The organism is Bradyrhizobium sp. McL0615 (genome assembly GCF_049993905.1).
Lineage (GTDB): Bacteria > Pseudomonadota > Alphaproteobacteria > Rhizobiales > Xanthobacteraceae > Bradyrhizobium.
In genome coordinates this window covers 8,604,812-8,617,669 of record NZ_CP188254.1, presented here as the reverse complement: position 1 = coordinate 8,617,669, position 12,858 = coordinate 8,604,812, and the positions used below count along the sequence as shown (strand labels likewise).

General features: G+C 63.5%; 14 protein-coding genes. 7 read left to right on the top strand and 7 right to left on the bottom strand.

Annotated features, from left to right (window positions below):
- Positions 1-151 precede the first annotated feature (151 nt).
- The 3 genes from ACPPVP_RS41545 to ACPPVP_RS41535 all read left to right on the top strand — a co-directional run bounded on the left by ACPPVP_RS41545 (position 152) and on the right by ACPPVP_RS41535 (position 3,026).
- Complete coding sequence (locus ACPPVP_RS41545; RefSeq protein ID WP_426538341.1) at positions 152-1,315, top strand: ABC transporter substrate-binding protein; 1,164 nt, start codon at positions 152-154, stop codon at positions 1,313-1,315.
- Positions 1,316-1,477: 162 nt separating this feature from the next.
- Positions 1,478-2,272 (top strand): enoyl-CoA hydratase, encoded by a 795-nt coding sequence (locus ACPPVP_RS41540; protein ID WP_426529691.1) that lies wholly within the window; start codon positions 1,478-1,480, stop codon positions 2,270-2,272.
- Position 2,273: 1 nt separating this feature from the next.
- The gene (locus ACPPVP_RS41535; RefSeq protein WP_426529689.1) at positions 2,274-3,026 is read left to right on the top strand and encodes a hypothetical protein; all 753 of its coding nucleotides are present in this window, start codon (positions 2,274-2,276) and stop codon (positions 3,024-3,026) included.
- A gap of 126 nt (positions 3,027-3,152) precedes the next feature.
- Here ACPPVP_RS41535 and ACPPVP_RS41530 read toward each other — a convergent pair whose 3' ends face one another.
- The 3 genes from ACPPVP_RS41530 to ACPPVP_RS41520 are packed head-to-tail and all read right to left on the bottom strand — an operon-like array spanning position 3,153 to position 6,234.
- Positions 3,153-3,953, bottom strand: a complete 801-nt coding sequence (locus ACPPVP_RS41530; protein WP_426529687.1) for an enoyl-CoA hydratase/isomerase family protein — start codon at positions 3,951-3,953, stop codon at positions 3,153-3,155.
- A 17-nt stretch (positions 3,954-3,970) separates the two neighbouring features.
- Positions 3,971-5,131, bottom strand: coding sequence for an acyl-CoA dehydrogenase family protein (locus ACPPVP_RS41525; RefSeq protein ID WP_426529685.1), 1,161 nt, complete (start codon positions 5,129-5,131; stop codon positions 3,971-3,973).
- 35 nt (positions 5,132-5,166) lie between these two features.
- A complete protein-coding gene (locus tag ACPPVP_RS41520; protein ID WP_426529683.1) occupies positions 5,167-6,234 on the bottom strand; it encodes an acyl-CoA dehydrogenase family protein in 1,068 nt (355 codons plus the stop codon).
- 279 nt (positions 6,235-6,513) lie between these two features.
- On the opposite strand from ACPPVP_RS41520, the gene ACPPVP_RS41515 reads away from it, so the two are divergent.
- Entirely contained in the window at positions 6,514-7,296 is a 783-nt protein-coding gene (locus ACPPVP_RS41515; RefSeq protein ID WP_426529681.1) for an SDR family NAD(P)-dependent oxidoreductase, read from the top strand.
- Positions 7,297-7,504: 208 nt separating this feature from the next.
- On the opposite strand, the gene ACPPVP_RS41510 is transcribed toward ACPPVP_RS41515, so the two are convergent.
- Both ACPPVP_RS41510 and ACPPVP_RS41505 read right to left on the bottom strand, forming a co-directional pair.
- The gene (locus tag ACPPVP_RS41510; protein ID WP_426529680.1) at positions 7,505-7,783 is read right to left on the bottom strand and encodes a GlsB/YeaQ/YmgE family stress response membrane protein; all 279 of its coding nucleotides are present in this window, start codon (positions 7,781-7,783) and stop codon (positions 7,505-7,507) included.
- Between the two features lie 67 nt (positions 7,784-7,850).
- Entirely contained in the window at positions 7,851-8,432 is a 582-nt protein-coding gene (locus ACPPVP_RS41505; protein WP_426529678.1) for a YidB family protein, read from the bottom strand.
- A 140-nt stretch (positions 8,433-8,572) separates the two neighbouring features.
- On the opposite strand from ACPPVP_RS41505, the gene ACPPVP_RS41500 reads away from it, so the two are divergent.
- Both ACPPVP_RS41500 and ACPPVP_RS41495 read left to right on the top strand, forming a co-directional pair.
- Positions 8,573-9,580 carry a 2-dehydropantoate 2-reductase gene (locus ACPPVP_RS41500; protein WP_426529676.1) on the top strand — a complete coding sequence of 336 codons (1,008 nt, stop codon included), beginning with the start codon at positions 8,573-8,575 and terminating at the stop codon, positions 9,578-9,580.
- A gap of 76 nt (positions 9,581-9,656) precedes the next feature.
- Positions 9,657-9,854 carry a hypothetical protein gene (locus tag ACPPVP_RS41495; protein ID WP_426529674.1) on the top strand — a complete coding sequence of 66 codons (198 nt, stop codon included), beginning with the start codon at positions 9,657-9,659 and terminating at the stop codon, positions 9,852-9,854.
- A 46-nt stretch (positions 9,855-9,900) separates the two neighbouring features.
- On the opposite strand, the gene ACPPVP_RS41490 is transcribed toward ACPPVP_RS41495, so the two are convergent.
- Together ACPPVP_RS41490 and ACPPVP_RS41485 are read right to left on the bottom strand one after the other, a co-directional pair.
- A complete protein-coding gene (locus ACPPVP_RS41490) occupies positions 9,901-10,542 on the bottom strand; it encodes a hypothetical protein (protein WP_426529672.1) in 642 nt (213 codons plus the stop codon).
- Positions 10,543-10,813: 271 nt separating this feature from the next.
- Positions 10,814-11,764 (bottom strand): helix-turn-helix domain-containing protein, encoded by a 951-nt coding sequence (locus ACPPVP_RS41485; protein WP_426529670.1) that lies wholly within the window; start codon positions 11,762-11,764, stop codon positions 10,814-10,816.
- A gap of 407 nt (positions 11,765-12,171) precedes the next feature.
- Between ACPPVP_RS41485 and ACPPVP_RS41480 the strand changes: the two genes are divergently transcribed.
- Entirely contained in the window at positions 12,172-12,810 is a 639-nt protein-coding gene (locus ACPPVP_RS41480) for an RraA family protein (RefSeq protein ID WP_426529669.1), read from the top strand.
- Positions 12,811-12,858 lie beyond the last annotated feature (48 nt).

Below are 12,858 nucleotides of genomic sequence, written 5' to 3'. Positions count from 1 at the left end.
GGTGAATCCACCCTCTCCCGTGCCTTGCCGCTGCTGACCCCATGCGGCATGATCGCGCCGAAAATTTCAAAAGCCGCAGGTAATGCGGCGCGTGAACAGGGAGGCCTCCGTGAGAAGAGCAACAACAGGCATTGTCGCCGCGATTCTGGCGATGTCGGCGACGGTGGCGCTGGCGCAAAGCAAGCCGCCGCTCAAGCTCGGCGGCATTCTCGACATGTCCAGCCTGTATGCCGATATCACCGGCCCGGGCTCGGAGGCCGCCGCGAAAATGGCGGCCGAGGATTTCGGCGGCGAAGTGCTGGGCCGCAAGATCGAAATCATCGCGGCCGATCATCAGAACAAGGCCGACCTTTCCGCCAACATCGCCCGTGACATGCTGGACAATCAGGGCGTCGAGATGCTGTTCGACGTCGCCGCGTCCGCCACCGCGCTCGCCGCCGGCGAGATTGCAAAGGCGCGCAACAGGATCGTGATATTCAACGGCCCCGGCTCGATCCGGCTCACCAACGAAGCCTGCGGCCCCTATACGGTTCATTATGTGTTCGACACCTTCGGCCAGGCCAATGTGACTGGCCTCGCCGCCGTCAAGCAGGGCCTCGATAGCTGGTACTTTCTGACCGCCGATTACGCCTTCGGACAGGATCTCGAAAAGGACACCGCCAATGTGGTGTTGAAGTCCGGCGGCAAGGTGCTGGGCACCGTGCGGCATCCGCTCAACACGTCGGATTTCTCCTCCTTCCTGCTGCAGGCGCAGGCTTCGAAAGCCAAGGTAATCGGGCTGGCGAACGCCGGCGGCGACACCGTCAACGCCATCAAGCAGGCGGCCGAGTTCGGATTGATGAAGGGCGGCCAGAAAGTCGCGCCGCTGCTCGCCTTCGTCACCGATATCGACAGCATCGGGCTGGAAACCGCGCAGGGCCTGCTGCTTTCGGAAGCCTTCTACTGGGACCTCAACGACGAAACCCGCGCGTTTTCCAAGCGATTCATGGAGCGCATCAAGCGGGTACCGACTTCGGCGCAGGCCGGGGTCTATTCTTCCGTGACGCACTATTTGAAAGCCGTGAAGGCCGCGGGAACCACTGACTCCGCCGCCGTCATGAAGCTGATGAAGGAAACCCCGGTCAACGACATGTTCGCCAGGAACGGCAAGATCCGCGAGGATGGCCGCATGGTGCACGACATGTATTTGTTCGAGGTCAAGAAGCCGTCAGAGTCGAAGGTGCGCTGGGATTACTACAAATTGCTGACGACGATCCCCGGCAGCGAAGCGTTCCAGTCGCTGGAAGCTTCGCGCTGTCCGCTGGTGAAGAAGTAGGAGCGGTGTTCGTAGGGTGGGCAAAGCGCAGCGTGCCCACCATCTCAGCGGCAAAGGTGGTGGGCACGGCGCAAGTGCGCCTTTGCCCACCCTACGGCACCTTGCAATGACGGGGCTAGGCCGGAATCCAATGTCAACCAACAACAAACGAAAGCACCACTCATGAGCGCAAACGAAATGGTCCTCCAGAAACTCGACTCTGGCTTGCTCACCATCACCATGAATCGCCCCGACCGGCGCAACGCGCTCAACCCGGACATGACACGCGGGCTGGTGGAGGCGGCGCGGCGCGCGGTGGAGGATCACGAGGTGCGCGCGGTGCTGATCAAGGGCGCCGGCGGCACGTTCTGCGTCGGCGGCGACGTGAAATCGATGGCGGAGGGCAGGGCGCCGCTCGGCTTCGAGGCCAAGATGGCCAATCTGCGACGCGGCATGGAAGTGTCGCGGCTCCTGCACCAGATGCCGAAGCCGGTGGTGGCGCAGCTCGACGGCGCCGCCGCGGGCGCCGGTCTTTCGATCGCGCTGTCATGCGACCTGCGCATTGCCAGCGCTTCCTGCAAGATCACGACCGCCTTCGCCAAGGTTGGCCTGTCGGGCGATTACGGCGGCACCTATTTTCTGACCCAGATGCTTGGAGCGGCAAAAGCGCGCGAGCTCTATCTGACCTCGCCGGTGCTGAGCGCGACGGAGGCCTACAATCTCGGCATGGTGACAAAGGTGGTGCCGGACGCCGACATCGATGCCGAGGCGCGTGATCTGGCGATGTCGCTGGCGCAGGGGCCGTCAGTGACGCTGGGCTACATCAAGCGCAACATCAACAATGCCGAGACGATGACGCTGGAAGCCTGCTTCGACGCCGAAGCGATCCATCATTCGCGCTCGGGCGACACCGCCGATCACAAGGAAGCGGCAAAGGCGTTTGTCGAGAAGCGCAAGCCGTCGTTTCAGGGCCATTGAGATGGCCGGGTATCTCAGGCTGCGGCAGATCTGCCTGGTGGCGCCGCATCTGGCGCCGGCGATTTCGGATATTTCCGAAATCATGGGCCTCACCGTTTGTTACCGCGACGGTAATGTCGCGAAATACGGACTGGAGAACGCGCTGCTGCCGGTGGACACGATCCTGCTGGAAGTGGTGGCGCCATTCCAGCCGGGCACCGCGGCGGGACGCTTCCTCGACAAGACCGGCGGCCGCGGCGGCTACATGGCGATCTTCTGCTGCGATGATCCCGACGCGCGCGGCAAGCACGCCAACGGCATCGGCGTGCGCACCGCCAACGTGATCACGCACGCGCCCTATCACGGCGTGCAACTGCACCCGCGCGACTGTCGCGCCGCGTTCATCGAGTTCAATCACACCACAGGCAGCGACGATGTTCTGGGGCCCTATCCGCCGGCGGGGCCGGATTGGCAGAAGGCGATCCGGAAAGACGTGACGCTGGCGCTGTTGGGCGTCGAGATGCAGAGCCCGGATCCACAAGGATTGGCGGAACATTGGGGGAAGATTTTGGGTGTTGCCGTCAGTGATGATGCGGAATTGAAACTGCCCAACGCCAGCTTCCGCTTCATCAGAGGCGCGAGTGATCTGATGAGCGGGCTGACATTCAAGGTCACCGATATCGCCAAGGTGCGCGATGCGGCCAAGGCGAAAGGCTGCAAGGTGTCGGGCGATGCGTTCGATCTTTGCGGGGTGACATTCAAGCTGGTGGCGTGAGCGCACACTACCGTAGGGTGGGCAAAGGAGCGTAAGCGACGTGCCCACCATCCATCATCAGGCACGCCGCGCGATGGTGGGCACGCTTCGCTTTGCCCACCCTACGCAGCGACGTTCGGCGCGGTCTTACCGTCCCTTGAAATTCGCCACGCGACGCTCCGCTGTCGCCTTGACGCCTTCCTTGAAATCCTCGGTCGCGCGCAGCTTGTTCTGTTCGACCAGCTCGTGGTTGGTCGCGGCCAGCACGCGATCGGCGAGGCCGGCGCGCATGGTGGCACGGGTCGAGATCAGGCCGAGCGGCGAGCATTCGGCGATTTCGGCGGCGAGCTTCATCGCCTCTGATCGCACCTGATCCTGCGGCACGCAGAGATTGGCGAGGCCCATCCTTGTCGCTTCCTCGCCGGTAACGCGGCGGCTGGTGTAGAAAATCAGTTCGGCATTGTTCTTGCCGACCAGTTCGGGAAGCGTAGCCGTCAGGCCGAAGCCCGGATGAAAGCCGAGTTTTGTAAAGTTGGCGGCGAAACGCGCCTCGGGGCAGGTGACGCGGAAATCGGCGGATACGGCCAGTCCCAGCCCGCCGCCGATGGCGGCGCCATGGATGGCGGCGACGATCGGCTTCTTGTTGCGGAAGATGCGCACGGCTTGCACATAGAGATGATTGATCGGCAGGTTCGCCGCCGGATCCTTTTTCGATTCCTGTTCTTGCTCCTGCCGCTTCGGATCGGAGAAGTCGGCACCGGCGCAGAACGCCTTGCCTTGGGCAGCGAGTACGGTGGCGCGGATTTCGACGTCCTTGTCGAACTCTTCCAGCGCGTCCGCGATCTGGTTGATCAGCGAGACGTCGAAGAAGTTCAGCGGGGGTTTGCGGATTTCGATCAGGCCGACATGGCCGTGCTTCTCGACGCCGATATCAGTGTATTTGGTCATTGGGTTTCCTCGTTGAATTAGCGCAAGCCGAGCCCGCGGGCGATGATGCCGCGCAGCACTTCTGTCGTGCCGCCCTGGATCGTCAGCTTGGGCGCGGTCTTGATGGCGAAGTCGAGCTGCTTTTCCAGCGTCTCACGGTTAGTGGCGGTTTCCTCGACAAAGGCGGCGAGATCGCGGACACGGTGCGGCAATTGCTGCTCCCACACCGTGCCGATGTCCTTGACGATAGAAGCTTCGACCACCGGCTCCTTGCCGGCCTGCAGCATGCCCGCCACCGAGACCGACATGCGACGCATGGTATGAACCTGCGCCACCAGCCGGCCGATGCCCTCGGCGCTGCGGGTATCCGGGTTGTTGCCCACCGCGCGGACCAGTTCGGTCAGCACGTAATAGGTTTCGAGAAAACGCTCCGGGCCGCTTCGCTCATAGGCGAGCTCTGAAGTGGCCTGTTTCCAGGCGCCGTCGATTTCGCCGAGCACGTGATCGTCGGGAACGAAGAAGTCGGTGAAGACCACTTCGTTGAATTCATATTGTCCGGTGATCTGGCCGATCGGGTTCACCTGGATGCCCGGCTGCTTCATCTTGACCAGAAACTGCGTCAGGCCGTGGCGGCGATTCTCCTTGGTCGGTGGCGAGGTGCGGAAGATCGCGATCATGTAGTCGGCGATATGGGCCGATGAGGTCCAGATCTTGGTGCCGTTGATCAGATAGCCGCCGTCGGTCTTGGTCGCGCGCGTCTTCGCCGCAAACAAATCGGAGCCGGAGTTCGGTTCGCTCATCCCGATCGCAAAGCACACCTCGCCGCGGCAGATGCGCGGCAGGATGTCCATCTTGATATTCTCGGGCGCGTATTTCAAAAGCACGGGGCCGCTCTGGCGGTCGGCGACGAAGAAGCGCCGCGTCGGCGCGTTCGCCACGCGCATTTCCTCGGTTACGACATAACGTTCGAGGAACGAGCGCTCGTGGCCGCCATATTTCTTCGGCCAGGTCATGCCGAGCCAGCCGCGCGCGCCGACTTTTTTGGAAAATTCCGGCACGTCGGTGTCTTCGCGGTTCGGCTTGTGCGGATCGAAGGTGCCGGCGGCAATTTCTTCCGCAAGGAAGGCGCGGACTTCCTTGCGCAACTGCTCGCACTCGGGCGGCAGGCGGATCGGATCGAAACGGAGGGCTGCGGTCATTGTGGCTCTCTAATGCAGGCAGATCGGTGTTGATGTCAGCGCGAGGCCACCAGCGGCCACAATTCATCGGCGCCGCGGTTGCATACGAGCTTGCCGAGTTCGACCGCCCAATAACTTTCGGAACCGAAATCGTCGCGCCACGCCAGCGCGCGCAGTGAATAGCGGTGCAGGATGTGCTCGATGGTGAAGCCGATCGCGCCATGCACCTGATGGGCAATCGCGCCGCCTTTCTCCGCGGCTTCCGCGCAGCGGATTTTGGCCGCCGCCGCTTCGAGAAACACTTCGTCGTTGAACGCGGTGGCATTGGCCATGGCGTCGGCGGCTGAGGTCGCCGCCGCAAGCGCTGCCGCCGATTCGCCGGCGAGCCGCGCCAGATTGTGCTGCACGGCCTGGAATTTCGAGATCTTCTTCTCGAAGGCGACGCGCTCGTTGGAATAGCGCACCGAAATTTCCAGCATCGATTCCAGCGCGCCCGCGATCTGCAGACTGCGCGCGACGCCGCCCATCAGCATCAGCCGGGTCTGATCAAAGCCTTTCGGCGCGGGCTTGATCGTGACCGGCTGCACCTTGTCCAGCGTTACGGTGTCCGAATTGTCGCCGCCGAGGCCGAGCCCGGTCTCGATCCGGCACTTGCCGGCATCGACCAGCGCGATGGAGCAGTTGCCCTTCGCATCGTTTGCGAGCACGGCAAAATGCTTTGCCGCCTTGGCAAACGGCACGCTGCGGGCCCTGCCCGAGAGACTGCCATCGGCGTCGACGGTAATGCGGTCCTTCGGGCTCGCGGGCACCACCGTCATCTCGCCGTCGGGCGAGGTGATTTTGGCCTGCGCCAGCAGCCAGCCTGCCAGCATGGTCTCTGCGAGCGGCACCGCGACCGCAAATCGCCCGGCCGCGCTCAATACGCTGAAACCTTCGGCGAGCGAGGCACCCGAGCCGCCGCAATCTTCGCCGACCCACGACAAAGGCAGGCCGGCTTCGGTCAGCGCCTGCCACAGCGGGGCTTTCCACGCGTCTTTTTGATCGCGATTAATCGTTTGGGCGTCGGCGAGATCGGCGAAGATTTTCTCCGCGGTCTCGGCAACGATGTTGTCACTCTCCGCCACAGCGTTCCCCGAAATTGATTGGCACCGGCCGGCCTCGCGCTTTCGCCAAGGCCTCGGGTGCGGTCTTTTCTTGCGCTTAATGATGGGCAAAAGCCATAGCCCTGACAAGCGCTGTCCGCAGGGCGGCATGAGGCGTTGGCATGAAGGCCATCAGGCAAACAATAAATTCCGCATAGTGGAACGTGCGCAAATTTGCACGCGCTTTGCGGCACGATATGGTAAGCCCGCGACCTACGGGCGGCTCGAAACCCAGCTCAAAAGCAACAAGAGGAAATGCGGATGTCGAAGGATGGTTTGTGCGCGATAGTCACCGGTTCTGCCTCGGGCCTCGGGGCCGCCACCGCCGCCATTCTGGCAAAGGGCGGCGCGCGCATCGTCGTCAATTATTCCAACAGCAAGGCGGAAGCTGAAGCCACCGCCGATCTCTGCCGCAGCGCCGGCGCGGAAGTCGTGGTGGTGCAGGGCGACGTTTCGCGCGATGAAGACTGCAAGAAGATTGCGGCTGCGGCCGCAGCGTGGGGTCGTCTCGATGTGCTGGTCAACAATGCCGGCACCACCAAGCATGTGCCGCATCACGATCTCGACGGACTAACGGCGGAAGATTTTCAGGGCATCTATGCCGTCAACACGATCGGCCCGTTCCAGATGATCCGCGCGGCGCGCGCGCAGCTCGAGGCCGGCGCAAAAGCCTCCGGCAAGCCGTCCGCCGTGGTCAATGTGTCGTCGGTGGCCGGCATTTCTGGCGGCGGCTCCTCGGTCGCCTATGCCGCGAGCAAGGGCGCGCTCAACACCATGACGCAGTCGCTGGCGCGCGCGCTGGCGCCGCTGATCCGCGTCAACACGGTATGCCCGGGCTATATCGATACGCCCTGGTTCACCAAGGGCCGCGGCGAAGCCGGCGCCAAGGCAGTACGCGACGCCGTCGTGGCGAAAGTGCCGCTGAAGGTCGCCTCGACGGCCGACGACATCGCGCAACTGGTGTGCTTCTTGGCCTCGCCGGCATCGAGCAACATGACCGGCGAATACGTCCGCATGGACGCGGGGATGCATCTGGTTCTTTGAGAAATCGGAATTGTAGCCCGGATGAGCGCGGCGATATCCGGGATTGATGCGGGCAGTGGCCCCGGATGTCGCTTCGCTCATCCGGGCTACGGTCTATCCGTCATTGCGAGATTGTAGGGTGGGCAAAGCGAAGCGTGCCCACCACCGTCAGCTCGCGGAAATAATGGTGGGCACGTCGCTAACGCTCCTTTGCCCACCCCACGAATTCTTACCTATTCCCCGGATCCGAAATCACGCGGCTGGCCACCAGCCGATTCCAGATGAACAGCACCACCAGCGCGCCGATGGTGGCGGTGATGAAGCCGGCGCCCTGGTCGGGGCCGTAATGGCCGATGGCCTGGCCGATCCATGTCGCCAGAAACGCCCCGGCGATGCCGAGCACCGTGGTCAGGATGAAGCCGGCCGGATTGTTCGGTCCGGGCGAGAGCATCCGCGCGATGATGCCGGCGATGAAGCCGACGACGATGATCCAGATAATGCCGCTCATGGCTATCCCTCTCCGATGCGTCGATGATGAAGCGAAGCGGCGCGAACCGCGCGCCGCTTAAACAACGTCAAATCCGGCCCGACAATTCATTCTCGTTCGGCAGCCGTCCGTCCGGCGTCAAATGATTGACGACGTCGGGCAGGAACTTGCTGAGGCCTTGCAGCAGCTCGTCGCGGGACAGGCCGCTCTGGGCGGAGAGCGACTCGATCTGGTCGGCGCCGAGCGCGTTGGCGAGATCGCCGGGCGCGACCTGCTTGTTGGGACCGATGCTGACCCAGGAGCTGGCCTGATCGCCAAGTCCCTTCTGCTGGAATTGATTCAGGAGGTCGCCGAGCCCGCCGCTCAGGATGCTGCCGGCCGCGCCGCCTGCCAGAAGTCCGCCCAGACCGCCCTTGAGCAAGTCGCTCATGCCTCCGCCCGTGCCGCCGGGCATGCCGGCAGTCACATTGCCGGGTGCGGGCGCCGGCGCGGGCCGCGGCGCCGAGCCGGGCTGGTTGCCGGTGAAATGCTTGATGCCCTTCCAGGCCAGCAGCGCCAGGATCGCCATCGTCATCGGCGACATCCCGCCGCCGCTATCGGATTGGGCGCTGGGGGTGCTCGGGCCACGTGGGCCATTCTGCATGCCGTTGAGTACGTCGAGTAAACCCATGGTCGTCTCCTCCGCGTAGCCCCCGCGTCGAACATAACGGCGGCGTATGACGGTTACAAGGAGCGGGCGGCCATCGCCCAAGGTAGGCTCGGACCGCGCGCTCTGCTATTTGAAGCCCGGTGCAACGCGGCAGGCGCAAAATGGTTGCGGGCAAAACCATCGGTATTGCAGGGGCGGGCAGCATCGGCTGCTTCGTCGGCGGCATGCTGGCGGCCGGCGGCCACCGAGTTGCGCTGCTGGCGCGTCCGCGCGTCATCGCCGAAATCGAAGCAGGCGGCCTGCGGCCGACGAGTTTCGAAGGTTTCGACCAGACCCTTCCCCGCGATCGGTTCGCATTGTCGGAAAATCCGTCAATATTTGAGGATGCCGGCATTGTGCTGGTCACGGTCAAGAGCGCGGATACCGCCGCCATGGCCGATATCATCGCCAGGCACGTGCCATCGGATGTCATCATCGTCAGCCTGCAGAACGGCGTCAGCAATGCCGCCGTCCTGCGCGACCGGCTGCCGGGGCGGCGCGTGCTCGGCGGCATGGTGCCGTTCAACGTGATCGCGCTCGGCAACGGACGGTTTCATCGCGCTACTTCCGGCGACATCGTCATCGCGCAGGATGCGGCGCTACCTGCGGAGAGGTTGTCGGTGGCGGGCCTGACGATACGGGCGACCGACAACATTGAGGGCGTGCAATGGGGCAAGCTCGTGCTCAATCTCAACAACGCACTCAATGCGCTGGCCGATCTGCCGCTGCGCCGGCAACTGGCCCAGCGGCCATGGCGGCAATTATTCGCCGATCAGATCGCGGAAGGTCTGGCTGCGATCCGCGCCGAGGGCATCAAGCCGGTCTCGCCGGCGCCGATCCCGGTAGGGTGGATGCCGCCGCTGCTGCGCCTGCCCAATGTCATCTTCGAGCCGATGCTGGGGCGGACCATGAAGATTGATCCCGAGGCGCGGTCGTCGATGTGGGAAGATCTCAAACACGGCCGGCGCACCGAGATCGATTATCTGCAGGGCGTCATCACCGAGATCGCCGAACGTCGTGGGCTGGAAGCGCCGCTGTCGCGCCGGATCGTGCAACTGATCCGGCAGGCCGAGCGCGAGGCCAAGGGCTCGCCGGGCCTGACACCGGCCCAGGTTCGCGCAGCGAATTGATTGGATCAGCGCGTGCGGCCCGGCCTAGAGTGGCGCCGTCCAGCACAGATCGAACATGCGTTCGAGGGAGAAGCGAATGAGCCGGACAGGCCTGGCACTGATGGCGGTCGTCCTTGCCGGCTCGGCGTCGTTGACGCCCGCCCGGGCGGTACCGCCGACGGCGACGCCATCGCCGGGCTATGATGCTCGGCTGCAGGAGCAGCGGGCGGCGTCACGGGCAGCCGTAGCGCCGGTCGTCAAGCCGCGCCGCGTCAAGAAGCCACGCGCGCATTGAGGTGATGTCGTTGCGTGAGCAAGCCCCTCCGCCACGACAGAAGGATCTAGCTCTTCTTCTGCCTGGCCGCCGCCTGTTGTTGCGGCTGCTGAGGGTTGAACAGCTTTTTCAGTTCGTTGACTTTCTCTGAAAGCCGCGGCCATTCACACGAAAATTGATCCTTGGCGCATTGCAGCGCCTTGATGCGCGCCGCCTGCTTGACCGGACTTGCCACCGGTACCGGCACCTTTTCGGTTTCAGCCGGCGGGAGAGAGCCCGGTTCGCTGCGCAGCGAGACCTGTTGCCATTCCTGCGCCGGCGGCGGCTCCGGCTGTTGCTGCTTGGCCGCCAGCGCCGCAGCGATGTGGCTGCGCCGTTCGCGCTCGAGATAGGCGGTATATTGCTCGTCGATCTTTTTCTGCTCTTCCGGCGTCGGGTTGGGGCCCGCAATGTCGAAGGTCCGGTCCTGCATGAAGTCGTAATAGGTGTAGCCGCCGCCGGGCTTGCGACGGCCGGCAAACTTCGCGTTGCATTCGGCGAGCTTCGCCGTCTTTTCTTCCTTGGTCTTCGCCTTCTCGGCCACGTCAGCGCAGGATTCGAAATCGACAGGTGCGCTACGCCACCACTGCGCGTCGCTGCGCACCGGGGCCAGCACGACGAGGCTCCCGATGGTAGCAATAGCAAACGAAGAAGCACGTGAGGCGATCACGGACGGTTTTCTCCAGGCGAATTCTCTAGGAAACTGTGATTGAGTCGATTGTCATCATTTTGGCAGCGCTGTCACGCCGAAATTGCACGATTTTCCCGCTGTCGTTGTGAGTCTATCCGTTGGATGTGACCGATGGAACACAGTGCCATGTCGTTGAAAATCATCGAATAAACTCAACGGCAAAGCGCCCCGCGCGCGCGATGCTGCGACGGTCGATTCGGCACCTTTTGAGAGCGAGCGGATAAGCACGCTACATTGTGGCAAGAATCAGTCAGATCCGCGCGCGGGCCAGGGTGCGCGATGCCGTTTCGTGGAACGTCGCGCGATAGAGCCTGGCAAATTCGCCCATGTGATGGAACCCGTTGGCGCGGGCGCACGACGTCACGGTAATGGCGTCGGACCCTTTCACGAGTTGGGCGCGGGCCGACCAAAGCTGCTTGAGACGCAGATAGCGATGCAGGCTCATGCCGCGAACGTTCGCCACTGCCGTGCCCAGCGTTCTGACCGACACGCCACATTGTTCGGCCAGGTCGGCGCTGTAGATCGCCGAGGCGGCATGAAACGCGACATACTCGTCGATCCTGCGAACGAGGCGGCAGTAGCTCCTGCTTGCAAGCCGGCCCGCCAATTCCGGTGTTCGGCCGCTGCGGAACATCTCGTCGATGGCGAGCAGCAGGCCCTCCTGCATTACAAACGCCGAGCCCGGCTCCTGCAACAAATCGGGTCTGGCGGAAGCCGCCAGCAAAATACCTGTCGTGACGGATCTGACCGTCGCCAGTGCGTCGGGGTCCGGCGTGAACGGGCACAGTTCGTCCGGCGTATCGAACCATTCCCGATCCTGCAGGCCGGCGCCAAGGGTGACGATCGCGTGCAGCGATCCACGGGGTTCGACGAACTGCAAATCCAGATTGCCGCGCATGCCGATAAAGGCCGGGCGGTTCACGGACATGCCGTTGGCGGACACCTCGTAGCGGTCCTCGAGCTGGAACATGACGACGCCATGCGCCGCGCGGTAGCTGACATCGACAATGCGGGGAAACGTGGTGAGCACGGTGATCTGGCAGAAGGGCAACTGCACCATAGCGCGCGCGGTATAGAAATTCGCGAGGTTCAAGGGGACGCTGCGCGCATTGGCGACAAACTCGACCGGCCGGAAGGCATCAATATCGAAAAATTGCGTAATCGAAAGCGCCGGTGAAGGCGAAAGGTTCTGAAACAGCATCTTGAGGTGACCCGCGCCTGAATCGTCGAATCCGGCCTTTAACGTCGAACGCTCTGGTTAACTTGGTGCTAACAAGTGTGGCCGGTGGAGGTGCGACTGAAGGCCGCCAGCGGCAACATGGCCGGACGACCGATGCCGAATGCGGACGAAAATCACCAAGTCATTAGAATGGCTTGGATGGGCGGCGAAGCGGCTGGTCCGGGCGCCGGGCAAGGTGTTGCAAATCCATTATAGCTGCTCATGCGGAATGCTATTTGTTTTGCGGCCAGGGTGGACTTCATGGTGTTGCGCCATGCCGTGACCCCGAGCTATCGGTCCAGCGTGCTACTTCACTCGCCGCGGCGCCGGCTGCCGGCGCTACGCTGGCGGGCGGAGCGGCAGAACAATCGCAAGGGGAAACAGTCTGTATGAGCATCACCACGGCCATGACGAGCGTGCCGAAGCCGGCATCTGACCTGATCGAGGCGTTCAGAGGCGCGCCGACCTCTGTGATCAGCGACAACCTTGCCCGGCTGCCGGGCGCGGTGGGCTTAAGGCCGTTCCATCGCGGCAGCAAGCTGGTGGGCATAGCCTTCACCGTGCGCACGCGGCCGGGCGACAATCTGGCGATCCATAAAGCGCTCGAACTGGTCGGGCCCGGCGACGTCATCGTGGTCGATGGCGGCGGCGACGAGACGCGGGCGCTGGTGGGCGAGATCATGAAGACGATCGCCGAATATCGCGGCGCCGCCGGCTATGTGATCGACGGCGCGATCCGCGACGTCGCGGCCTTCGCGGCATCCGATTTTCCCTGCTTTGCCCGCACCGCGATCCACCGCGGTCCTTACAAGAGCGGGCCCGGCGAAATCAACGTGCCGGTATCGATCGGCGGCTCGGTGATCTCCCCCGGCGACATCGTGGTCGGCGACGAGGACGGCGTGGTCTCGTTTCCCGCCGCGACGGCAGGCACCTTGCTGGAAGCCGTTCGCGCCCAGATCGCGCGCGAGGAGCAAACCATCCTCTCGATCCGCGAAGGCCGCTACCAGGGCAGCTACGGCAAGTCTTGATCGATGCGCGAGAGCGCGAAGGAAAACGTCAAGGAAAACCGTCAGGGA